25 protein-coding genes are annotated in these 21,433 nt (G+C 72.9%); 11 read left to right on the top strand and 14 right to left on the bottom strand.

The genetic code is table 11. From position 1 onward, the window contains the following. Positions 1-45 precede the first annotated feature (45 nt). Positions 46-546, bottom strand: a complete 501-nt coding sequence (locus tag ACH4TP_RS35355; RefSeq protein WP_389236839.1) for a hypothetical protein — start codon at positions 544-546, stop codon at positions 46-48. A 119-nt stretch (positions 547-665) separates the two neighbouring features. Between ACH4TP_RS35355 and ACH4TP_RS35350 the strand changes: the two genes are divergently transcribed. After that, entirely contained in the window at positions 666-974 is a 309-nt protein-coding gene (locus ACH4TP_RS35350) for a hypothetical protein (RefSeq protein WP_398440203.1), read from the top strand. 250 nt (positions 975-1,224) lie between these two features. Here the strand turns inward: ACH4TP_RS35350 and ACH4TP_RS35345 are convergent, their stop codons facing one another. From ACH4TP_RS35345 to ACH4TP_RS35335, 3 genes are all read right to left on the bottom strand, one after another. Further along, complete coding sequence (locus ACH4TP_RS35345; protein WP_398192423.1) at positions 1,225-2,430, bottom strand: FAD-dependent monooxygenase; 1,206 nt, start codon at positions 2,428-2,430, stop codon at positions 1,225-1,227. Positions 2,431-2,541: 111 nt separating this feature from the next. After that, positions 2,542-3,162 (bottom strand): response regulator transcription factor, encoded by a 621-nt coding sequence (locus ACH4TP_RS35340; RefSeq protein WP_015035223.1) that lies wholly within the window; start codon positions 3,160-3,162, stop codon positions 2,542-2,544. After that, a complete protein-coding gene (locus ACH4TP_RS35335; protein ID WP_398440241.1) occupies positions 3,162-4,277 on the bottom strand; it encodes a sensor histidine kinase in 1,116 nt (371 codons plus the stop codon). The genes ACH4TP_RS35340 and ACH4TP_RS35335 overlap by 1 nt, the downstream gene beginning before the upstream one ends. A gap of 286 nt (positions 4,278-4,563) precedes the next feature. On the opposite strand from ACH4TP_RS35335, the gene ACH4TP_RS35330 reads away from it, so the two are divergent. From ACH4TP_RS35330 to ACH4TP_RS35315, 4 genes are all read left to right on the top strand, one after another. Then, positions 4,564-5,100 (top strand): heme-binding protein, encoded by a 537-nt coding sequence (locus ACH4TP_RS35330; protein ID WP_389236829.1) that lies wholly within the window; start codon positions 4,564-4,566, stop codon positions 5,098-5,100. A 110-nt stretch (positions 5,101-5,210) separates the two neighbouring features. Beyond that, positions 5,211-6,602 (top strand): M1 family metallopeptidase, encoded by a 1,392-nt coding sequence (locus tag ACH4TP_RS35325; RefSeq protein WP_398192421.1) that lies wholly within the window; start codon positions 5,211-5,213, stop codon positions 6,600-6,602. Between the two features lie 104 nt (positions 6,603-6,706). After that, complete coding sequence (locus ACH4TP_RS35320; protein ID WP_398440202.1) at positions 6,707-7,276, top strand: SigE family RNA polymerase sigma factor; 570 nt, start codon at positions 6,707-6,709, stop codon at positions 7,274-7,276. Next, on the top strand, positions 7,273-8,073 hold the full coding sequence (locus ACH4TP_RS35315) for a hypothetical protein (protein WP_398440201.1): 801 nt from the start codon (positions 7,273-7,275) through the stop codon (positions 8,071-8,073). The genes ACH4TP_RS35320 and ACH4TP_RS35315 overlap by 4 nt, the downstream gene beginning before the upstream one ends. A 19-nt stretch (positions 8,074-8,092) precedes the next feature. Here the strand turns inward: ACH4TP_RS35315 and ACH4TP_RS35310 are convergent, their stop codons facing one another. Continuing rightward, positions 8,093-8,611, bottom strand: a complete 519-nt coding sequence (locus ACH4TP_RS35310; RefSeq protein WP_398192415.1) for a GNAT family N-acetyltransferase — start codon at positions 8,609-8,611, stop codon at positions 8,093-8,095. A gap of 56 nt (positions 8,612-8,667) precedes the next feature. Continuing rightward, the gene (locus ACH4TP_RS35305) at positions 8,668-9,243 is read right to left on the bottom strand and encodes a TerD family protein (protein ID WP_388856825.1); all 576 of its coding nucleotides are present in this window, start codon (positions 9,241-9,243) and stop codon (positions 8,668-8,670) included. 120 nt (positions 9,244-9,363) lie between these two features. Here ACH4TP_RS35305 and arfB point away from each other — a divergent pair, with 120 nt between their 5' ends. Further along, positions 9,364-9,801 carry an alternative ribosome rescue aminoacyl-tRNA hydrolase ArfB gene (gene arfB / locus ACH4TP_RS35300; RefSeq protein ID WP_078908429.1) on the top strand — a complete coding sequence of 146 codons (438 nt, stop codon included), beginning with the start codon at positions 9,364-9,366 and terminating at the stop codon, positions 9,799-9,801. 24 nt (positions 9,802-9,825) lie between these two features. Here arfB and ACH4TP_RS35295 read toward each other — a convergent pair whose 3' ends face one another. Continuing rightward, positions 9,826-10,236 carry a RidA family protein gene (locus ACH4TP_RS35295; protein ID WP_398192413.1) on the bottom strand — a complete coding sequence of 137 codons (411 nt, stop codon included), beginning with the start codon at positions 10,234-10,236 and terminating at the stop codon, positions 9,826-9,828. Between the two features lie 41 nt (positions 10,237-10,277). Continuing rightward, complete coding sequence (locus tag ACH4TP_RS35290) at positions 10,278-10,841, bottom strand: flavin reductase family protein (RefSeq protein ID WP_398192411.1); 564 nt, start codon at positions 10,839-10,841, stop codon at positions 10,278-10,280. 260 nt (positions 10,842-11,101) lie between these two features. Here ACH4TP_RS35290 and cdgB point away from each other — a divergent pair, with 260 nt between their 5' ends. Together cdgB and ACH4TP_RS35280 are read left to right on the top strand one after the other, a co-directional pair. Next, complete coding sequence (gene cdgB / locus ACH4TP_RS35285) at positions 11,102-12,775, top strand: diguanylate cyclase CdgB (protein ID WP_398192409.1); 1,674 nt, start codon at positions 11,102-11,104, stop codon at positions 12,773-12,775. Positions 12,776-12,847: 72 nt separating this feature from the next. Continuing rightward, complete coding sequence (locus ACH4TP_RS35280) at positions 12,848-13,816, top strand: CBM35 domain-containing protein (RefSeq protein WP_398440200.1); 969 nt, start codon at positions 12,848-12,850, stop codon at positions 13,814-13,816. A 69-nt stretch (positions 13,817-13,885) separates the two neighbouring features. Here the strand turns inward: ACH4TP_RS35280 and ACH4TP_RS35275 are convergent, their stop codons facing one another. The 4 genes from ACH4TP_RS35275 to ACH4TP_RS35260 all read right to left on the bottom strand — a co-directional run bounded on the left by ACH4TP_RS35275 (position 13,886) and on the right by ACH4TP_RS35260 (position 17,453). Beyond that, on the bottom strand, positions 13,886-14,152 hold the full coding sequence (locus ACH4TP_RS35275) for a hypothetical protein (RefSeq protein ID WP_398440199.1): 267 nt from the start codon (positions 14,150-14,152) through the stop codon (positions 13,886-13,888). A gap of 154 nt (positions 14,153-14,306) precedes the next feature. Then, positions 14,307-15,233: a 1-phosphofructokinase family hexose kinase gene (locus ACH4TP_RS35270; RefSeq protein WP_398440198.1), complete on the bottom strand. Its 927-nt coding sequence runs from the start codon at positions 15,231-15,233 to the stop codon at positions 14,307-14,309. Between the two features lie 127 nt (positions 15,234-15,360). Continuing rightward, the gene (nagA, locus tag ACH4TP_RS35265) at positions 15,361-16,503 is read right to left on the bottom strand and encodes an N-acetylglucosamine-6-phosphate deacetylase (protein ID WP_398192403.1); all 1,143 of its coding nucleotides are present in this window, start codon (positions 16,501-16,503) and stop codon (positions 15,361-15,363) included. Beyond that, positions 16,503-17,453, bottom strand: a complete 951-nt coding sequence (locus ACH4TP_RS35260) for an ROK family protein (protein WP_389236807.1) — start codon at positions 17,451-17,453, stop codon at positions 16,503-16,505. Before ACH4TP_RS35260 ends, nagA begins: the two co-directional genes overlap by 1 nt. Positions 17,454-17,683: 230 nt before the next feature. On the opposite strand from ACH4TP_RS35260, the gene ACH4TP_RS35255 reads away from it, so the two are divergent. The 3 genes from ACH4TP_RS35255 to otsB all read left to right on the top strand — a co-directional run bounded on the left by ACH4TP_RS35255 (position 17,684) and on the right by otsB (position 20,151). Next, positions 17,684-18,970, top strand: coding sequence for an ABC transporter substrate-binding protein (locus tag ACH4TP_RS35255; protein ID WP_398440197.1), 1,287 nt, complete (start codon positions 17,684-17,686; stop codon positions 18,968-18,970). A 12-nt stretch (positions 18,971-18,982) separates the two neighbouring features. Next, complete coding sequence (locus ACH4TP_RS35250) at positions 18,983-19,246, top strand: DUF3263 domain-containing protein (protein WP_389236803.1); 264 nt, start codon at positions 18,983-18,985, stop codon at positions 19,244-19,246. A 62-nt stretch (positions 19,247-19,308) separates the two neighbouring features. Further along, positions 19,309-20,151, top strand: a complete 843-nt coding sequence (otsB, locus tag ACH4TP_RS35245; RefSeq protein ID WP_398192399.1) for a trehalose-phosphatase — start codon at positions 19,309-19,311, stop codon at positions 20,149-20,151. 24 nt (positions 20,152-20,175) lie between these two features. Here the strand turns inward: otsB and ACH4TP_RS35240 are convergent, their stop codons facing one another. Continuing rightward, entirely contained in the window at positions 20,176-20,502 is a 327-nt protein-coding gene (locus ACH4TP_RS35240; protein ID WP_398192398.1) for a hypothetical protein, read from the bottom strand. Between the two features lie 10 nt (positions 20,503-20,512). Further along, positions 20,513-21,388, bottom strand: coding sequence for an NAD(P)-dependent oxidoreductase (locus ACH4TP_RS35235; protein ID WP_398440196.1), 876 nt, complete (start codon positions 21,386-21,388; stop codon positions 20,513-20,515). Between the last annotated feature and the right edge of the window lie 45 nt (positions 21,389-21,433).

Here is a 21,433-nt window from a genome sequence, read left to right as displayed (position 1 = left end):
CGCGGCCCGCAACGGGGCGGGGCGGGGCACCGCCCGTGACGGGGCTTACGGGACGCGGGGGAAGCGGGACTGGAGGGTCCAGATGGTGGGGTTGTCGGAGAGGCCTTCGTGCATGTCCGTGAGGTCCGCGATCAGGTCGTGCAGGAAGTCCCGCGCCTCGCGCCGCAGTTCCGCGTGGTTGAAGGTGACCGGAGGTTCGTCGCCAGGCATCCAGTCGGCCTCGACGTCCACCCAGCCGAAGCGGCGCTCGAAGAGCATCCGGTCGGTGGATTCGGTGAAGTCGAGCTCCGCGTACTGCGGCTGCGCGGCGCGGCTGCCGCGCGGGTCCTGGTCGAGCTGCTCGACGATGTCGCACAGCGCCCACGCGAAGTCGAGCACGGGCACCCAGCCCCAGGCCGTGGACACCTCGCGGTCCGCCTCGGTGTCGGCGAGGTACACGTCCCCGCAGAACAGGTCGTGGCGCAGGGCGTGGACGTCCGCGCGCCGGTAGTCGGTCTGCGGCGGGTCGGGGAAGCGACGCGAGAGGGAGTAGCCGATGTCGAGCACGGGACCGATGGTGTCACGGTCCCGGCCCGGTCCCGTACACACGGCGGCCGACGGCGTCAGGGCCCCGGGCCCGTCCCGTGCGCGCGGCGGCTGATCCGGCCGGGCGTCTGGCCCGTCCCGTGCGCGCGCTGGTCGATCCCGCCGGCTTCGGCCTGGGGGCGCTGCTGCGGCACACCGCGACGACGATCGTCTCCCTGACCGGGGTGCTGCTCCTGCTGCCGGCCCTGATGGACGAGCGGAACCGCTGGGGCGCGACGTTCCTGCACCTGCTGCCGCAGGGCGCCTGGAAGCGGCTGACGGAGATCGGGGCGTCGCCGGTTCCGGTGGACCATCCGTGGTCGGCGGGCGGGGCGTGGACGGTGTACGGGGCCTGGGCGGTGGGCGCGGTGGCGGTGGCCCTTCTCGCGGTCCACCGCCGGGACGTGTGAACGCGGATCACCGGAACACCCGCGTACCGGGGAACGCCGACGTACCGGGGAACACCGGCGTACCGGGGACGTCCCGGGACGGTCGGGACGGGGAAGCGGCGGGTTCCGGCCCCTAGGTTCGGGTGGCGGACGGAGGTGCGCGGCCGCCCCCGGACGGGGGTCAGGGGCGGCCGCGCACGGACGGGGTCAGGGACCGCCTTCCCCGGACAGGACCGCCTCCCCCGGACAGGACCGCCGCCCCCGGGCGGGGTCAGGAGCGGCCGTGTACGGCCCGCGCGACCCGGGGGCCGAGCCAGCGCTTGAGCTTCCGCAGCGGCTCCAGCTGTCCGGCGGCCCGGTCGATCCGGTAGTACAGCTGCGGCGGGACGTGGGGGAGCAGCGGCGAGTGGCGCTGGCCGAGGAGGGCGAACATCTTGGCCGGTTCCAGGCTCATGTACCGGGGCAGGTTCTCGTACCACTGGGCGCTGTAGCGGGCCGCGCTCTGCGCCGGGACGAGTTCGGCGCGGCGCCGCTTGCCGTACGCGGTGAGGGCGGTGTCCAGGTCGCCGGGGGTGCGCAGGGCGTCCGCGAGGGCGAGCGCGTCCTCCAGGGCGAGGGTGGTGCCCGCGCCGATCGAGTAGTGCGTGGTGTGGGCGGCGTCGCCGAGGAGGACGAGGTTGCCCCGGTGCCAGACCCGGTTGGTGAGGGTGCGGAAGGTCAGCCACTGGGCGGCGCCGTCGGCGCGCTCGCGGCCGATCAGCTCGTGCCCGTCGAGGAGGTCGTGGAAGAGCTTCTCCAGGAGGTTCAGGCTGTCGGCCTCGCCGAGCGTGTCGAGACCGAGGCCGGTCCAGGTCTCCGGGGAGCACTCGACGACGCAGGTGGACCGCTCGCCGCTGAACCCGTAGGCGTAGCACCAGATCCAGCCGTGCTCGGTCTCCTTGAAGGCGAAGCTGAACGAGTCGAAGACCTTGGTGGTGCCGAGCCAGATGTACTGGTTGCGGCCGCTCGTGACCTCGCTGCCGAAGTGGTCCGCGTGGGCCTCGCGGAGCGCGCTGTTGACGCCGTCGGCGGCGACGACCAGGTCCGCGCCCTCCAGTTCGGGCGCGTCGGGGCCGGGGACGTCGTGCTCGAACTCGACCCGTACGCCGAGCTCCTCGGCCCGGTCGGCGAGCAGCGCGAGCATCCGCCGCCGCCCGATCCCGAAGCCCGCGTCGCCCCGGTGGACGGTCCGCTCGTCCCGGACGATGGCGACCCCGTCGGTCCAGGTCACGGAGGCCTCGGCGACGGCGGCGGCGGACTCGGGGTCGCCCGCGCGCAGCTTGTCGAGGAGCCCGGCCCAGTACGTCACGCCCCAGCCGTACGTGGAGCCCTCGGGGTTCCGCTCGTACACGGCGATCTCGTGCGACGGGTCCTGCCGCTTCAGGAGGATCGAGAGGTAGAGGCCGGCGGGGCCGCCGCCGACGATCGCGAGCTTCACGTGCGCTCCCACTGAGACATGACACCGTGCGGTCGAGTGACGACGCAAAGTAGCAGTGGAGAGGGTCCGGTGCCGGGGAACGGCACCCGGGACCAGCCGTACGGGGTACCCCTAGGGCAGCAGCCGCCGCTCCTTCGCCACCGCCACCGCGCCCGCGCGGGTGTCGACGCCGAGCTTGGCGTAGATGCGGCCGAGGTGCGTCTTCACCGTCGCCTCGCTGATGAACAGGGCCCGCGCGATCTCCCGGTTGCCGAGGCCGCGCCCCAGCTGGCCGAGGATGTCCCGCTCCCGGTCGGTGAGACTCGGCCCGGCGGCGCCGCGCATCCGGTCCATGACGCGGCTGGCGACCGGCGGGGAGAGGGCCGTGCGGCCCTGCGCGGCGGAGTGGATCGCGGCGAACAGCTCCTCGGGCCGCTCGGCCTTCAGGAGGTAGCCCGTCGCGCCCGCCTCGATGGCCCGGGTGATGTCGGCGTCCGTGTCGTACGTGGTGAGGACGAGGACGTGGACGCCGGTGGGCGCGATCCGCCGGGTCGCCTCGACGCCGTCGATGCCCGCGCCGAGCTGGAGGTCCATGAGGACGACGTCCGGCTTCAGCTTCGCCGCCATGGCGACGGCCTCCTCGCCGCTGCCCGCCTCGCCCACGACCTCGATGTCGGGGGTGCTGCCGAGCAGCGCGAGCAGACCGGCGCGGACGACGACGTGGTCGTCGCAGAGGAGGATCCGTACGGACATCAGGACTCCAGGGAGAGCGGGATCGCGGCGGAGAGCACCGTGCCCTCGCCGGGGGTGGACTCGACCGTCAGGGTGCCACCGAGCTGCCGGGCGCGCACGCGCATCGCGGGCAGGCCGTGGCCGCGCTCGGCCTGTGCGCGGGCGAGCGCCGGGTCGAAGCCGCGCCCGTCGTCGGCGACGTCCAGGACGATCTGGTCGTCGAGGTAGGTGAGGGTGAGGGCGGCGGAGTCGGCGCCGGCGTGCTCGCGGATGTTCGCCAGGGCGCCCTGGGCGATCCGCAGCAGCGCCGCCTGCACGCGCTCGGGCAGCGGCACCGGGATCCCGTCGACCCGGAAGGCCGCCGACTCGCGGGCGGCGAGCCCCCGCAGGGCCTCCTCCAGGCCGCCGCCCCCGGCGAGGTCGGCGGGCGCGAGGTCCTGCACGAAGCGGCGGGCCTCGGCGAGGTTCCGCTCGGCGATGGACTCGGCGGTGCGGACGTGGCGGCGGGCCGTGCCCGGGTCGCCGTCCCAGGTGCGGTCGGCGGCCTGGAGCAGCATCTGCTGGCTGGACAGGCCCTGCGCGAGGGTGTCGTGGATCTCCATGGACAGGCGTTGGCGCTCGGCGAGGGTGCCCTCGCGGCGTTCGATCGCGGCGAGTTCGCGCCGGGTGCGGATGAGGTCGTCGATGAGTGCCCGCTGCCGGGCGGCCTGCCGGTCGGCGTACACGAAGACACCGGTGGCGAGGGCGGCGACGGCCGGCGGGGCGACGATCAGGTTCGGGTCCCAGCCGCCGTGCGAGAGCTGGACCTGGGCGAAGACCACGAAGGCGGTGAGCAGGGCGACCAGGCCGAGCGCGGCGCGCGGCGGGAGGGTGCGCAGGCCGGTGAAGAAGAGCGGCACCGCGCACCAGGCGAAGCTGGGCGCGAGGACGACGAGGACGACCCAGACGGCGACGACCGTGCCCAGCCAGGCGATCCGGCGCGGGGTGGCGCGGGTGCCGAGGACCGGCCCGAGCAGGTAGAGGGAGGCGAGCGCGCCGGAGAGGGCGATGATCCAGGGGCTGCGGGCCTCCCAGTCGTGCCGCAGCAGGAAGCGGGCGAGGGAGGCGCCGAGCAGCAGGAAGAACGCGATGTGCATGACACGCGCCAGCCAGCGGGCGTCGGGGTCGTGTTCCGCGGGCCGGGTCACCGTGCCGCCTTCCTGCCTTCTGACCTGGGTGTACTCGTCCATGGTGGCCCGGTCGGACCAGCGGGGCATCAACCGATCGGCTGACAGGCCCGTCGTCCGGTGTGCGCGCGGAGGGCAGCCGGACCGTGGACCGTACGGCCCCGGTTCCGGCCGGAGGATCGAGGCAGAGCGAAGGACGAACGAACCGCTCGAAGGCTTCCCCTCCCTCTCCTCCTCACCTCTTACGGAGTCAGTCATGAAGAAGATCCTCTTCGGTGCCACCGCCGCCGCTGTCGTCGCCGCCGGTACCTTCGGCGTGGTCTCCGCGAACGCCGCCGCCCCGGCCGCCGCTCCCGCCGCGGTCATGGCCGACGCGGACAACGGCAACACCATGACGTCGACGCACCTGACGATCGAGGCCGCCACCAAGGCCGCCCAGGCGACCCTGCACGCCGCGGAGAAGGAGAACCAGCGCGTGTCCGTCGCGGTCGTCGACCGCAACGGCAACACGATCGTCACCCTGCGCGGCGACGGCGCGGGCCCGCAGTCCTACGAGTCGGCCGAGCGCAAGGCGTTCACCGCCGTCTCCTGGAACGCCCCGACCTCGGTCCTCGCCGGCCGCCTGGCCAACGCGCCGACGCTGAAGGACATCCCCGGCACCCTGTTCCTCGCCGGCGGCGCCCCCGTCACCGCCAAGGGCGCCCCGATCGCGGGCATCGGCGTCGCCGGCGCCCCGTCCGGTGACCTGGACGAGAAGTTCGCCCAGGCCGGTGTCGCCGCCCTGGCGGAGTAACACCCCCTCAGCTGTGTGGTGGCCCCTCAGCTGGTGGTGGCGCCCGGATCCCCCGCCGGGCGCCACCGCCTTTTCGTTTTCGACCGCTTAAGACCTTTAAGATTCGGTACGTGTCACAGCGCAGCCGGACCGGAGTCGTCGCCCTCGCCGCCCTCGTACTGCTGGTGGGCGGCTGCACCGACGTCGGCGGCGGCGTCCGCGGCACCCCCGGGGCCGCCGGACTGCGCGACCCGCTCTTCCCCAAGCTCGGCAACGGCGGCTACGACGTCAGCCACTACGGCCTCACCCTCGCCTACGACCCGGCCACCGGCCGCCTCGACGGCACCGCCGAGATCACCGCCCGCTCCACCCAGTACCTCAGCGCCTTCAACCTCGACCTCGCCGGCCTCACCGTGCGCGGCGCGACCGTCGACGGCGCCCCCGCCGCGTACAACCGGGCCGCGAACGAACTGACCCTCCGCCCGCGCGACGAGATCCCCGAGGGCACCGAGTTCAAGGCCACCGTCACCTACACCGGCGTGCCCGAGCCGCTCACCGACGACGACGGCTCGAAGGAGGGCTGGCTGCGCACGGCCGGCGGCGCGGTCGCGGTCGGCGAACCGGCCGGCTCCATGACCTGGTTCCCCGGCAACAACCACCCCTCCGACAAGGCCGCTTACGACATCACCCTCACCGTCCCCGCCGGATTCGAAGGCATCTCCAACGGCGTCCGCACCGCGCGGCGCACCGAGGAGGACGGCCGCGTCACCACCGTCTGGCACGAGGCCGCACCGATGGCGAGCTACCTCGCGACCGTCGCGATCGGCCGGTACGAGACGGGGACGGCGACCGCCCTCGGCTCCGTGCCCGTCCTGACCGCCGCCGAGAAGCCCGTCGCGGCGCGCACCGCCGCCCTCCGCGCCGAGGTACCCGAGATCCTCGCCCGCCAGGTGAAGCTCTTCGGCCCGTACCCCTTCTCGGCCACCGGCGCGACCGTCACCGCCGACGGGCCCCTCCACTACGCCCTGGAGACCCAGACCCGGCCCGTCTTCCCGGCCGCCTCCTTCGACCGGTCGACCCTCGTCCACGAGATGTCCCACCAGTGGTACGGCGACTCCGTCACGCCCGCGAGCTGGAAGGACATCTGGCTGAACGAGGGCTTCGCCACGTACGGGGAGTGGCTGTACGGGGAGCGGTACGAGCACGTCCCCGCCCGGACCCGCTACGAGACGGCCTTCGCCCAGGACGCCAACTGGGCCTTCCCGCCCGCCTCCCCGCCCGCCGCCGAGAACCTCTTCGACCCGCCCGTGTACCAGCGGGGCGCGATGGTCCTGTACAAGCTGCGCGAGACCGTCGGCGACCGCGTCTTCGACGAGATCCTGCGCGGCTGGCCCGCGAAGTACCGCCACGCCACCGCCACCACGGCCGACTTCACCGCCTACGCGGAGGGCGTCGCGGGCCGCGACCTCGGCGACCTGTGGGACGTCTGGCTGTACGGCGACGAGAAGCCGTCCCGGCCCTAGCCCGGTCCAGGCTCTTCCGCCCGGCGAAAAAAAGACGCCCTCCGTGACATCCCCGCGTACGGCCCGCTCCGTCGAAGGGTCAGAGACGAACGGAGGGCACCCATTTGCGTACCGGGGACCTGGAGGAATTCCGCGGCTTCGCCGAGGCGCGCCTGCCGCACCTGCGGCGCACCGCCTACCTGATGTGCGGTGACTGGCACCACGCCGAGGACATCACACAGACGGCGCTGACGAAGCTGTACGCGGTCTGGGGCGGACGGCGCAGGATACGGAACCTGGAGGCGTACGCCCACCGGGTGCTGACCCGGGCCTGCGTCGACCACATGCGGCGGCGCTGGCGCCGCGAGCACCCCGCCTCCGAGCTGCCCGACCGCGCCGAGCATGCGGCCGACCAGGCACTCGGGCTCCAGGTGCGCGCCGCCCTTGAGGAACTCCCGCCGCGGCAGCGGGCCGTGGTCGTGCTGCGGTACTGGGCCGACCTGGACATCCCCGCCACGGCCGCGGCCCTGGGCTGCACCTCCGGCACGGTCAAGAGCCACACCGCGCGTGCGCTCGCCCGACTGCGCGGTCTCCTGGGCGACGAGAAGGGCTCCGAGGTGTTCGGGGAGCCCGCCGCGTCCGCCCAGCCCGCCGATCAGACGCGTCAGACCCGAAGGAAGGCCACCATCCGATGAACGACCACGACATGAAGACCCTGCTGCGGGCCGGTCTCGACGACGAGCCGCCGCTGGGCGTCGGCGTCGACGAGCTGGTCACGGCCGGCCGGCGCCGCCGTCTGCGCCGGCGGGGGGCGTTCGCCGTGACGGGCGTGACCGCAGGGGCGGCGGTGTTCGCCCTGGCCCTGACCGGAGCCGGTACCGGTGCCTCTCCGGAAGGCCCGGACGTGGCCCGCGCCGCCGACCCGCTCGTCGGCCCCCTCGTCCCCGCGGCGGCCGAGACCGCGGCCCAGCCGCTGCGGCCCGACGGGTTCGGGTCGGGGACCGAGCACCGGACGAAGTGGGACAGCCGGCGGCTCGCCGACACCCTCGTCGGCCTCCTCCCCTCCGGCCGGGCCCTCACCCGTGAGGGCGACTTCCCCGGCCGCACCTACCGCGTCCAGTGGGACGGCGGCACCGGCCCGGTGCAGTTCGTGGGCGGCGCCGGGTACACCGACAAGGAGCCCGACGTGCCGCTGTGCGCCCAGATCGCCCTGCCGAAGGTGTCACCCCGTCCCGGCGCGCCCGCGCCGGGTGCCGCCACGACGGGCGACCGCTGCGAGGTGGTCCACCTGTCCGACGGCGCACGGGCGGAGGTGGTCACCGTGCGCGCCGGCGGCAAGGGCCGGACGTCCTGGTACGTGCGGGTGCTGCGCCAGGACGGGCGGACGGTCACGCTCCAGGAGTGGCAGGGCCGTGACGCCTCCCGCCCCGAGCCCGCCGTGCCCACGGCCGAGCTCCTGAAGATCGCGAACGACCCGGCCTGGGCGTTCTGACTCCGAGCCGGACGGGTCCTCAGTCCGCCAGGCTCTTCCTCATCACGACGCACGGGCGGCCGTGCGCGAGGTCCCGGCGGCGGGCGATCTCCTCGTAACCGAGCGAGGTCCAGAAGGCCAGCGCCTTCGGGTTGTTCTCCAGGACGGCGAGCCGCAGCCCGGTGCGGCCCTCGGCGCGGAAGCCGGTCTCGACGTACGCGGCGAGCCGACGGCCGTACCCGGCGCGCCGCGCGTCCGCGTGGACCATCAGCAGCCCGATCCACGGGTCGGTCTGCGCCGGGTCGGGGTGGCGGCCGCGCGTGATCGCGACGGCGACGAGCCGGCCCTCCGCGCGGGCGAGGAGCACCTCGGCGGAGGGCTCGGCCAGTTCGTCGGCGAGAGCGGCGGCGACCTGCTCGGGCCTGATGTCGTCGGGGTCCGGGAAGTCGCCGCTGAGCTGCTGGAACTCCTGGTTCGACGCGTACAGCGCGGTGAGCTCGGTGAGCAGCGCGCCGGGGAGGGCGTGCGCTTCCGTACGGGGGAGGGCTTCGACGATCACGCGGGAAAGGGTAGGGCCCCGACGGGGCCCTACCCTTTCCCGGTCCGTCAGACGTCTCAGATGTTGACGCCGAAGTCGCGGGCGATGCCCTCAAGGCCCGAGGCGTAGCCCTGGCCGACGGCGCGGAACTTCCACTCGGCGCCGTTGCGGTACAGCTCGCCGAAGATCATGGCCGTCTCGACGGCGGCGTCCTCGGAGAGGTCGTAGCGGGCGATCTCGGCGCCGCCGGCCTGGTTCACGATGCGGATGTACGCGTTGCGGACCTGGCCGAAGTTCTGCGAGCGGGACACCGCGTCGTAGATGGAGACCGGGAAGACGATCTTGTCGACGTTCGGCGGGAGGGCCGCGAGGTTGACGTTGATCTGCTCGTCGTCGCCGCCGCCCTCGCCGGTGCGGTTGTCACCGGTGTGCACGATGGTCTGGTCCGGCGTCGACTTGTTGTTGAAGAAGACGAAGTGGGCGTCCGAGGCGACCCGCCCGGCCCCGTCCACGCCGATCGCCGAGGCGTCGAGGTCGAAGTCGGTGCCGGTGGTGGTGCGGACGTCCCAGCCGAGGCCCACGGTGACGGCGGTGAGGCCCGGGGCCTCCTTGGTCAGGGAGACGTTGCCGCCCTTGGACAGGCTCACAGCCATGGAAAGTCCCTTTCGTCGTGAAGTCGTCGCTCGCCTGGAGAAACGCACATCGGAGGCCGGCGGTTCCCGCCCGCCTCCGTGCGGAAATCAGGATGACTCGTCCGGCCCTCTCCGGGGAACATGGAGGGCATGTCCGGTCCCTATCCCATCCGCGGCTCCGTCTCGCTGCCCGAGGCCGAGCTCCAGTGGCGTTTCTCGCGGTCGTCGGGGCCGGGCGGTCAGCACGTCAACACCAGCGACTCCCAGGTCGAGCTCCGCTTCGACCTCGCGGCCACCGACGCCCTCCCCGAGGTCTGGAAGGCCCGCGCCCTGGAGCGCCTCGCCTCCCGCCTCGTCAACGGCGTCGTCACCGTCCGCGCCTCGGAGCACCGCTCCCAGTGGCGCAACCGCGAAACCGCCGCCGTCCGCCTCGCCGCCCTCCTCGCCGAAGCCACCGCCCCGCCCCCGAAGCCCCGCCGCCCCACCAAGATCCCCCGCGGCATCAACGAACGCCGCCTCCGCGAGAAGAAGCAGCGCTCGGAGACGAAGCGGACCCGGCAGTCCCGCGACTGGAGCTAGACCCGCCCCAGCTGGTGAGGAGCCTCAGTCGGGCAGTGCCACCGTGAGGTCCACCTCGACGAGCTGGTGGGTGAAGCCCAGTTGGGCGACGCCGAGGAGGGTGCTGGCGGTGGTGAAGGCCGGGGCGAGGGGGGAGGCGGTGAGGCGGGCCCAGGCGGCTCCCAGGGTGGCCTGGTCGTCGCTGCGTACGTAGATCACGGACCGCACCACGTGGTGGGGTTGGGCGTGTACCGCGGACAGGGCGGTGAGGGAGTTCGCGACCACCTGGTCGATCTGGGCGTCGAGGGAGTGGGGGCCGACCAGTTCGCCGTCGCGGTCCAGGGGGCACTGGCCCGCCAGGTAGGCGGTGCGGCCGGACTCCACGACCGTGATGTGGTGGTAGCCGGGGGTCTGGTGCAGCTGCTCGGGGTTGATGCGGGTGATCTTCTCGGTCATTGCGCGAGTCTGGCCGGTGCGGGGGCCGCGCGCATCGCCATTTAGGACAGGTGCCGGTACTTCCCCTGGAAGTACGTGAGGGGGCCGCCGCCCGACGAGGGGAGGCCGACCGTCAGGACGCGGCCCACGACGAGGGTGTGGTCGCCGGCGACGACGCGGTTCTCCGTGCGGCACTCCAGGACCGAGAGGGCGCCGTCGACGAGGGGGGCGCCGCTCGCCTCGCCGCGCGTGTACGGGAGGTCGGCGAAGAGGAGGCGGTCGCTGACGCGGTTCTTCATGGCGAAGCGGCCGGCGACGTGGCGCTGGTCCTCGGCGAGGACCGACACGGCCCAGACGGGGACGTCGGCGAGCAGGTCGTCCATGCGGGAGCCGTTGCGGAGGCTGACGAGGACCAGGGGCGGTTCGAGGGAGACCGACATGAAGGCGGTGGCCGTCATGCCGACGTCCTCGCCGCGCGGGCCGTCGTCGGGGTCGTGCGCGGTCACCAGGACCACGCCCGCCGCGAGGCGGGACATCGCCGCCCGGAACTCTTCGTTGCTCACCCCCTCAGCATGAGGGATGGCCAGGTCGGTCACGGGGGGCGAGGCGGGTGTTCTCAGTAGCACACCCGAACGCTAGTCCCGGTGCTCCGCGCCCCGCATCGGGCCGGGGGACCAACCGGTCACGGCCGCCGGACCTAGGTCCTGTCATATGCGGAAAGCACTCGCGACCCGCCCTCATCTGCTGTGACTTGAGTCACAGAGCACAGTATTTGTTGACCCTGTGTACCGGGTGCGCAGCTCGCTGTGATTCAGTGGCAGTGACAGTGCACACGTAGCCGATCAGAACCCTGGAGTTGCTGTCGAGGTCTCGGGGAGAGCGAGCGATGGAGACCGAGTCGGAGCCGTACGTCCGTCTCTCGACCCTGCGGCAGCTGCATCAGGTCGTGACGGACCTCAACACTGCCCGCAGCCTGGCGGACACCCTGCAGACCGTCGCCGACGGCGTGGTCGCCGGTCTCAACTACGAGCTGGCCTGCGTCAACCTCGTCCGCCCCGACGGTGACCTCGTCGTCGCCGCCTTCGCCGGAAGCTCCGCCGCGGAGGCCCTGATCACCGGCCGTGTCGGCCCGCGTGAATCCTGGGAGAAGCGCCTCTCCATGGGCGTCGCCTGGGGCGACCTGCGGTTCATCCCGCACACCGAGGGCTGGGTCCTCATGGAGGACGACGTCCCCCAGTGGCACACCGACGGCCCCGCGCCCCGCTTCGAGGACGAGTGGCACCCGCACGACCGGCTCTACGCCCCGATGTACGCCTCGGGCTCCGGCCGCGAGCTCCTCGGCGTCATATCCGTCGACCGCCCGCGCAACGGCCGGCACCCCGGCCCCTGGGGCCAGGAGGCGCTCCAGATGTACGCCTCGCAGTCGGCCATCGCCATCAGCAACGCCCGCCTCCGCTCCAACATGCAGCGCGCCCTGGTCCGGCTCGAACGCGAGCAGCAGGCGCTCCGGGCCTCCGAGGAGTCCTTCCGGCAGGCCTTCGAGTACGCGCCCTCCGGCATGGCCATCGCCGAGATGGGCGGCGACCAGCACGGCCGCCTCCTCCGCACCAACGACGCCCTGTGCCGGCTCCTCGGCCGGCCCGCCTCCGTCATGCGGCGCTACTCCTTCGCCGACCTCGTCCACCCCGAGGACATAGGGACGCTGCTGCGGACCTCCGCCGAGGGCGGCCGGGCCGAGCTGCGGCTCGGGCGCCGGGACGGCACGTACGTCTGGGTCTCCCTGCGCAACTCCGTCGTCGCCGACACCGCCGACGGGCCCCGCTTCCTCCTCACCCACGTCGAGGACATCGAGGAGCGCAAGCGGCACGAGCTCCAGCTCGCCCACCGCGCCTCGCACGACGCCCTCACCGGCCTCCCCAACAGCGCCGAGCTGCGCTCCCGGCTCTCCGCCCGGATCTGCGAGCGCCCGGGCGCCCCGGGGAACGAGCCCGCGTACGACCCCGGACGCGAGGGATACGAGGGGTACGAGGGATACGAGCCGCAGCCCCAGCCGTACGAGCACGAGCACGAGCACGGCTTCGGTTTCGAGCCGGCGGGCGGCGGCGCGTACGACCACCACGTCCACATCGTGGCGCCCACGGGCGGCGAGGTCGACGACGGCACCAAGGGGCTCGCGGTCCTCTTCTGCGACCTCGACGGCTTCAAGTCGATCAACGACCGCTTCGGGCACCACACCGGGGACGCCGTCCTCATCGAGGTCGCGCGCCGGCTCACCACCGGCGTGCGGGACGGCGACACGGTCGCCCGGCTCGGCGGTGACGAGTTCGTCGTCCTCGCCGACGGCCTCGGTGCCGCCGACGCCGCCGACCTGGCCGTACGCCTCCGCAACGCGATCATCCCGCCGATCCGGGTGGACGGGCGGGCGGTCCGCGTCGGGGCGAGCTTCGGCATCGGCTGGGCCGAGTGCGGGATGACCGTGGAAGAGGTCCTGAACTCCGCCGACCAGCGGATGTACGTGGAGAAACGCTCCCGGGCGAAGGTCCACCGGCGGGCGGGCTGAGTCCGGAGTGGGCCATTCGAGGTAGGCTCGGCCGGTCGGCGACGGCTGGCGAGCATGGAGAGGATGACCCGGATGGCTGCCGGTAACGACGGCGCGAGCAAGCCCGAGGACGACGATCCGTTCGGCTACCTGTACGCGGACGGCCAGGCAGCGGGCGCCCAGCCCCCGCAGGGCGGCGGCTACGGCTACCCCGGCCCCGCCCCCGCGCAGCCGGGCGTGCCCCGGACCTCGTACAACCAGGTCCGAACGGTCGGCGAGCGCCAGTACGGCCACCACCAGCAGCAGCAGCCGTACGTGCCGCCGCAGCAGTCCCCGTACGGCCAGCCCCAGGCCCAGTACGCGGCCCCCGAGACCTACGGCGCCCAGCCCGGCCCCCGTACGGCCCCGATCCCGCCCCAGCGCGGCGGCGGCTCCGGCCGCGGCCCCAACACCAAGGGCCTGCTGGTCGGCGCGGTCGCGGTCGTCGCGGTCGTGGTGATCGGCATCGCGGCGGCGGTGATCTCCAACTCGGGCGGCAAGAACGACAAGGACGGCCAGGCCGGCGGCACGCCGTCGAGCGCCCCGCCCGCCACGGTCTCCGAGCAGCCCACCACCGAGCCGACCACCGAGAAGACCCCGGACGAGCTCCCCAAGCAGGACGCGGCGACGCTGACGCTGGGCGGTTCGGCGACGACCGAGAAGACCGTCCAGGGCGCCGAGGGCGTCGGCGGCGTGTACGTGTCGGGCTTCAACACGCCCGGTGCCTCGGTGACCTGGAAGGCGAACATGCCGACGGAGGGCAAGTACCGCCTGACCGTCCGGTACGCCATCCCGGCGGTCGACGCCAACGCCACCCTGACGGTCAACGGCAAGGCGAACAGCCAGCCGATCGGGCTGAAGAACTTCATCGGTTCCTCGGACACGAACCTTGAGAAGAACTGGCAGACCACCTGGGCGCCGGTCGAGCTCAAGAAGGGCGACAACGAGATCAAGATCTCGTGCGAGCAGGGCAATCAGTGCAACGTGCTGCTCGACTGGCTCGAGGTGACCCCGGGGTCGTAGGTGCCGGCGCACCGCCTGCAGTACGGCATGACGTTCGCTCTCTTATGTTCACCCACGAAAGTAAGATCATCATCTGATGATCCTTCCCTCGTTGACCATGAGGGCGGGTTGGACAATACGGGAGGTCCTGAAGATGCGTGCCCTGGCAAAGATGGCGTCGGTCGGTGTGCTGGCTGCTGGTTTGGTTGTTACGACGACACCCTCGGCGTCTGCTGCCGTGTCAGGCGCATACGGAAAGGTTTCCTGGAACGTTCGCGCGTCGGCTTCGACGAACTCCACCGTGCTCGCCCGAATCTCCCCCTCGGGCTCCGTGCCGTGCTGGACGGCTACGTGCACGGGTCGAGTTACCGGCGGTTACTACAAGTGCGACAACGAGAGCGAGACGTACAACACCTGGACCCCCCTCAACTACAACGGGAGGAAGGGCTGGGTCGCCGACAGGTGCGTGACGCTCGGGCGCATCGCCTGAGGACCCGGTAGGACGGCGTAGTCAGTCAAGGGCTGGCTGCGCCGTCACCTTCACCCGCGTCAGCAGCCCCTCGTAGGCCGTCGTGTCGAACTCCCCGGCCACCGGGGAGAGGACGGTGGCGGCGGAGAGGGCGACCGCGCGGGTGAGGCGGTCGGGCCAGGGGGTGTGGTCGACGAGGCCGGAGAGGAGGCCGGCGACGGCGGAGTCGCCGGCGCCGGTGGGGTTGCCCTTCACCGCGGCGGGCGGGGTCGCGCGCCAGAGGCCCTCGGGGGTGGCGGCGAGCATGCCGTCGGGGCCGAGGGAGGAGACGACGGCGCGGGCGCCGCGGCGGCGGGCGTCGTTGGTGGCGCGGTGGGGTTCGCGGGCGCCGGTGAGCTGGGCGAGTTCCTCGGCGTTGGGTTTGACCAGGTCGGGGCGGGCGGCGATGCCCCGGCGGAGGGGTTCGCCGCTGGTGTCGAGGAGTACGGGGACATCGGCCGTGCGGGCGAGGCGGATCAGTTCCGCGTACGCGCCGACGTGGATGCCCGGCGGGAGGCTGCCGCAGAGGGCGACCGCTTCGGCTCCGTCGAGGAGCGTGGTGAAGCGGGCGCGGAAGGCGGTCCATTCCGCGGGGGTGACGGTCGGGCCCGGTTCGTTGAGCTGGGTGGTGTCCCCGCTGGCGGTGTCGACGACCGCGACCGTACGGCGGGTGGGTCCGGCGGTCTCCACGAGTTCGTCGCGGACGGGCGTCTCCGCGAGCAGGCCCCGCAGCGTCGCGCCGGTCGCGCCGCCCGCGAAGCCGGTGGCGACCGTCTCGTGTCCGAGGGCGGCGAGGACGCGGGCGACGTTGAGCCCCTTGCCGCCGGGCCGCTCGATGACCTGGGTGACCCGGTGGGAGGCATGCGGGGTGAGGGCGGGGACCCGGTAGGTCAGGTCCAGCGCCGTGTTGAGGGTGACCGTGAGGATCACGACCTGTCCGCCCCCCGTACTTCCTGTGAAGTCCTGTGGAACGTGCGTTCCGATTCGCACAGATCATGCCAAAGGAAAGGCGGTTGGCCCAGACCCGCGACCAACCGCTCTCAGGAATGACACCTGATCAGACCGTCGGGTCCACGATCCACTCGCCCTTGCGCATGACGCCCTTGAGCTCGAACTCCGCGTCGAGGACGACGATGTCGGCGTCCTTGCCGGGCTCCAGGGAGCCCACGCGGTCGTACACGCCGAGCAGGCGGGCCGGGTTGGCGGAGATGGCCTGGACGACCGACTCGACGGGGAGGCCGTCGATGGTGGCGGCGCGCTTGAAGGCGCGGTCCAGGGTGAGGGTGGAGCCGGCGATGGAGCCGCCCTCGACGAGGCGGGCGACGCTGTCCTTCACCTCGACGGCCAGCGGGCCGAGCATGTAGCTGCCGTCGCCGAAGCCGGCGGCGTCCATGGCGTCGGTGATGAGGGCGACGCGCTCGGGTCCGGCGTGGTGGAAGGCGAGCTCCAGGGCGGCGGGGTGGAGGTGGGTGCCGTCGTTGATGAGCTCGACGGTGATCCGCTCGTCCTCCAGGAGGGCGGCGATCGGGCCGGGGGAGCGGTGGCCGAGGGCGGGCATCGCGTTGTAGAGGTGGGTGGCGACGGTGGCGCCCGCGTCGATGGCCGCCCGCGTCTGCTCGTACGTGGCGTCGGTGTGGCCGATGGCGGCGATCACGCCGTGCTCGGCGAGGAGGCGTACGGAGTCGAGGCCGCCGGGCAGTTCGGTGGCGAGGGTGACCATCTTGGCCTGGCCCCGGGCGGCGTCGACGAGCTTGCGGACCTCGGCCGGGTCGGGGTCGCGGAGCAGGGTCTCGTCGTGGGCGCCCTTGCGGCAGGGGGAGATGAAGGGGCCCTCGAAGTGGAGGCCGGCGATCTCGCCCTGTTCGGCGAGCTCGGAGAGGAGTCCGGCGCGCCGGGTGAGGAAGTCCATGTCGCCGGTGACGAAGGAGGCGACGACGGTGGTGGTGCCGTGCAGCCGGTGGGTGTGGACGCCCTTGAGGACCTCGTCGACGGTGCCGGAGGTGAAGGAGGCGCCGCCGCCGCCGTGGTTGTGCATGTCGACGAAGCCGGGGACGAGCCAGTGGCCGGTCAGGTCGAGGACGGGGGCGTTCTCGGGGGCGGAGCCCGCGATGCGGCCGCCGTCGACGATCACGCGTCCGTTCTCGACCGTTCCGGTGGGCAGCACGACGTGTGCGCCGGCGAGAACCTGGTGATCGGCCATCAGGCGGAAACCTCCGAGTCGGTGGGGTGCTGTGCGGCGAGAAGGTCCCAGGCGAGGAGGCCCGCGCCCAGGCATCCGGCGGTGTCCCCGAGGGCTGCCGGGACGATGGCGGGCAGCTTCTGGAAGGTGACGCGTTCCTCCACGGCGGCCCGGAGTGGTGTGAACAAGGTTTCCCCGGCCTCCGCGAGACCGCCACCGATGATGAGGGTGCGGGGGTCCAGCAGGGTGAGCGCGGTGACGAGGCCGTCGGCGAGGGCGTCGACGGCGTCCTGCCAGACCCGTACGGCCGTGGGGTCGCCGGACTCGACGGCCTTCGCGCAGTCGGCGGCGTCGGCCTCGGGGTCGCCGCTGGCCTCGGCCCAGGCGAGGGAGACGGCGGAGGCGGAGGCGTACCGCTCCAGGCAGCCGCGCTGGCCGCAGCCGCACTCCGTACCGCCGGGGCGGACGACGATGTGGCCGATCTCGCCGGCGTAGCCGTGGGCGCCGGCCTCGATGCGGTCGCCGATGCCGATGGCTCCGGCGATGCCGGTGCCGAGGGGCACGAAGAGGAAGCGGTCGGCGCCGTTGCCCGCGCCGATGCGGCCTTCGGCGAGGCCGCCGGTGCGGACGTCGTGGCCGAGGGCGACGGGGACGCCGTCGAGGCGGGCGCTGAGGAGTTCGCGCATGGGAACGTCGCGCCAGCCGAGGTTGGCGGCGTAGACGGCGATGCCGTTCTCGGCGTCGACGATGCCGGGGACGGCGACTCCGGCGGCCGCGGCGGGCTCTCCGTACCGCTCCTGGCCGAGGGCGCGGAGCTCTTCGGCGAAGCCGAGGATCGTCTCCACGACGGCCTCGGGGCCGCGCTCGCGCCCGGTGGCGCGGCGGGCCTCGTGGAGCAGGGTGCCGTCCGTCCCGACGAGGGCGGCCTTCATACCGGTGCCGCCCACATCGAGGGCGATGACGTGTCTCACGGGGGACAGTCTGGCGCGGGACCACCCAAAAGGTCTAGTCCACTGAGCAGGATTGTTGCGCTCGGATACAAATTCGAGGCCGGCCATGGGTCCATGGTCCCGCCGGAGTTGCGGAAGTGATACCCAAGTGGTGTAGACCTCATGCCCGGGCGCGAGGCAGACTTACGGCCCTGAGAAGAGCAAACACGCAGCTCAGTGCAGCAGAACGACAGCTCAACGACGAGCAAAAGGTGGATGAAGCCGTGGAGCGGCGACGATTCCTTGGACTGACCGCGGCCACCGCCGCCGCCCTCGGACTGGCCACGACGGCCACCGGCTGCGGCTCCCTGGGCAGCGACTCGGGCGACGTGACCCTCAGGCTGGTCGCCGCCGACTACGACCTGACCGGCGGCGACACCACCAAGAAGTACTGGGCCGACCTCGTCGCCGCCTTCGAGCAGAAGCACCCCGGGGTCAAGGTCGAGGTCGAGGTCGTCTCCTGGGACGACGTCGACCGCAAGGTCGCCGAGATGGTCAAGGCCGGCCAGGCCCCCGACATCGCCCAGATCGGCGCCTACGCCGACTACGCGGCCGCCGACCAGCTCTACGCCGCCGACGAACTCCTCTCCATCCCCGTCCAGGCCAACTTCCTCGGCGCGCTCGCCGAGGCCGGCGAGTACAAGCGCACCCAGTACGGGATGCCGTTCGTCGCCTCCACCCGGCCGCTCTTCTACAACAAGGCCCTCTTCGAGAAGGCCGGCGCCAAGCCCCCCACCACCTGGGACGAGCTCGCCGAGGCCGCCGAGAAGCTCAAGGCCAAGGGCGTCCCCACCCCCTTCGCGCTGCCCCTCGGCCCCGAGGAGGCCCAGGCCGAGGCCCTCATGTGGCTGTTCAGCGGCGGCGGCGGCTGGACCGACGCGGCCGACCGCTACGCCGTCGACTCCGAAGCCAACATCCGCACCTTCGAATGGCTCCGCAAGAACCTCGTCGGCAAGGACCTCACCGGCCCCGTCGCCCCCGCCCGGCTCAACCGCAAGGCCGCCTTCGCCTCCTTCGCGAACGGCGAGGTCGGCATGCTCAACGGCCACCCCTCGCTCCTCAAGGAAGCCGCGAAGAAGGGCGTCCAGGTCGGGCAGGTCCCCCTCCCCGGCGTCGACGGCGCGCCCAAGACCGCCATGGGCGTCGCCGACTGGATCATGGGCTTCAAGCAGAACGGTCACCGCAAGGAGATCGGCGCCTTCCTCGACTTCCTCTTCAGCGACGAGAACGTCCTGAAGTTCGCCGGGGACAACGACCTGCTGCCGGTCACCGTCACCGCCGAGGTCCGCATGGAGAGCGACCCCGAGCACGCCAACCTCCAGGTCTTCCTCAAGGTCCTCCCCGACGCGCAGCTCCCGCCCGTCGGCAAGACCTCCTGGGCCCAGGTCAGCGGGGACATCAAGCAGAACATCGGCAAGGCCGTCGCCCCCGACGGCCGTCCCGCCGAGGTCCTCGGCCGCATCGGGCGGGCGGCGACGGCGGCGGAGAGCGCCGAGTAATAGGTTGGTCGTATGACCGAAGAGGAGACGGCGAACGACGGCGGTGGCGGGCTCGGGGAGCGTGAGCAGGCGCTCCTCGCCGTCGAGCGCCGCTCCTGGCCCGGCCCCGGCGCCAAGGAGCGGGCCGTCCGCGAGCGGCTCGGTCTCTCCCCGACCCGCTACTACCAGCTCCTCAACGCCCTCCTCGACGACCCGCGCGCCCTGGCCCACGACCCGGTGACCGTCAACCGGCTGCGCCGGGTCCGGGAGGAGAAGCAGAGGCGACGGGAAGGGTGACCCCGTGAGGGGTGACCCCGGCCACGCTGACGGGACGGACGGACGTCGGTAGGGTCGGGAACATGGTCAGTAGCCTTCCGCACCCGACCACACCCGCCGGCCGCGACGGCCTGGACGCGCTCCTCGCGCGCCCTGCGAAGGCCGTCGTCGCCCTCGACTTCGACGGCACCCTCGCCGACATCGTCCCCGACCCCGAGCAGGCCCGCGCCCACCCCGGTGCCGTGGCCGCGCTCGCCGCCCTGGCCCCCCAGGTCGCCTCGATCGCCGTCGTGACCGGCCGCCCCGCCGGGGTCGCCGTCCGCTACGGCGGCTTCGCCGGGGTCCCGGGCCTGGAGCACCTCGTCGTCCTCGGCCACTACGGTGCCGAGCGCTGGGACGCCGTCACCGGCACCGTCCGGGCCGCCGCCCTGCACCCCGGCGTGGCCTCCGTCCGCGCCGAGCTCCCCGGCTTCCTGGACCGGGCCGGGGCCTGGTCGGGCGTCTGGATCGAGGAGAAGGGCCGCGCGCTCGCCGTCCACACCCGTCGGGCCCGGGACCCGGAGGGCGCCTTCGAGGCCCTCAAGGGTCCGCTGGGCGAGCTGGCCGTCGCCCACGGCCTCGTCCTGGAGCCCGGCCGCATGGTCCTGGAGCTGCGGCCCCCGGGCATGGACAAGGGCGTGGCCCTCGCGAAGTACGTACGGGAGGTGGGCGCCGGATCCGTCCTCTACGCGGGCGACGACCTGGGCGACCTCCCGGCCTTCGCGGCGGTCGAGAAGCTCCGCTCCGACGGCACCCCCGGCGTCCTGGTGTGCAGCGGCTCCACGGAGGTCCAGGAGCTGGCCGACCGCGCCGACCTGTCGGTGGCGGGCCCGGCGGGCGTGGTGGAGTTCCTGACGGAACTGGCGGGGGCGGTACGGGGGGCCTGAGGGCCGCCCGTACCGCACGCGCGATCAGGGCTCGTACGGCTCGTACAGAGGGAGGAAGTGGATGACGGGCTCCTCGTACGGATGGGCCTCCCGCACGGCCCGGAGGACGTCGCGGGCCTGCCGCGCGTCACAGACGGACTCGACCCGGCACTCCTCGGCCCGCCGCGTGACCCCCACCTCGCCGTCGTACGGCCGCGCGCCGGGCAGCGGCTGCCAGGTGCCGGTCACCTGCCACGTACTGGAACACCGGGCGTACTCGCCGACCTCCCCGGCTCCGGCGGAGTGGAGGGCGTCGAGAACGGCCTCCAGATGAGTGCGGGGTACGGACATCTCGACCTTGAGGCGCGTCATGCGCGCGACCCTAACGGAGCAGCAGGTCCACCACGCCCGTCAGGTCCTCCTCGCCGCTTCCGGCATCGAGCCGGCGGCGCATCAGCTCGAAGTACGGCCGGATCAACTCCGCGCTGACTCCCTGCCCTTCGGCCGTGGCGAGGAAGGTCGGCGTCCCGGCCACCTGCATGGCGAGGTTCGAGACCACGCCCTCCGTGTAGTCGCCGGAGCGCAGCTGGGCGGCGGTCCCGTGCACCCCCTGCGCCATCGCGGCGAGCCAGTCGGCCAGCAGCGGCGCGAACGCCACCGGATCGATGTCCTCCCGCCGGATCAGCGCGAACGCGTGCGCGGCCCCGGCGAACATCCCGTACATGCCGCTGAGCAGGGCGACGTCGTGCAGGGCGGCGAACCCGGCGTCCTCACCGACGTACTTGGTGCCCACGGGCACGGCGAGGGTGGCCCGGTGCAGCTCGAACAGCTCCCGCGACCCGCTGTAGAAGACGTACCCCCCGGCCTCCGGAACCCCGACCATCGGCGGTACGGCCATGATCCCGCCGTCCAGATAACGCGCCCCCCGCGCCTCCGCCCACTCCGCCCGTGCCCGGGCCTGCGCGGGAGTCGTGGTGGTGAGGTTGACGAGGTCCTTGCCGGCCAGGTCGACGCCGTCCAGGGCCGCGCCGACGGACTCGTCGTCGAGGAGGCACACCACGACGAGGCGACCGGCCGCGACGGCCTCGGCCGCACTGCCGGCGGCCTTGGCGCCCACCACGGCTTCGGCGCGGGCGGGGGTGCGGTTCCAGACGGTGAGCGGATGCCCGGCGGCGAGCCAGGCACGGGCGAGGGCGGTGCCCATGGCACCGAGGCCGAGAAGGGTGACGGGGGGCTGCGGCGTGCTGTTCTGCGTCATGTCGAAGAGCCTGCTCCAGGCCTCTGACCTGCTCAAGTACCCACT

This window comes from Streptomyces sp. NPDC021012, from assembly GCF_044333355.1.
Lineage (GTDB): Bacteria > Actinomycetota > Actinomycetes > Streptomycetales > Streptomycetaceae > Streptomyces.
The sequence above is the reverse complement of the archived record's forward strand: the minus strand, read 5'-3'. Positions and strand labels throughout refer to the sequence as shown.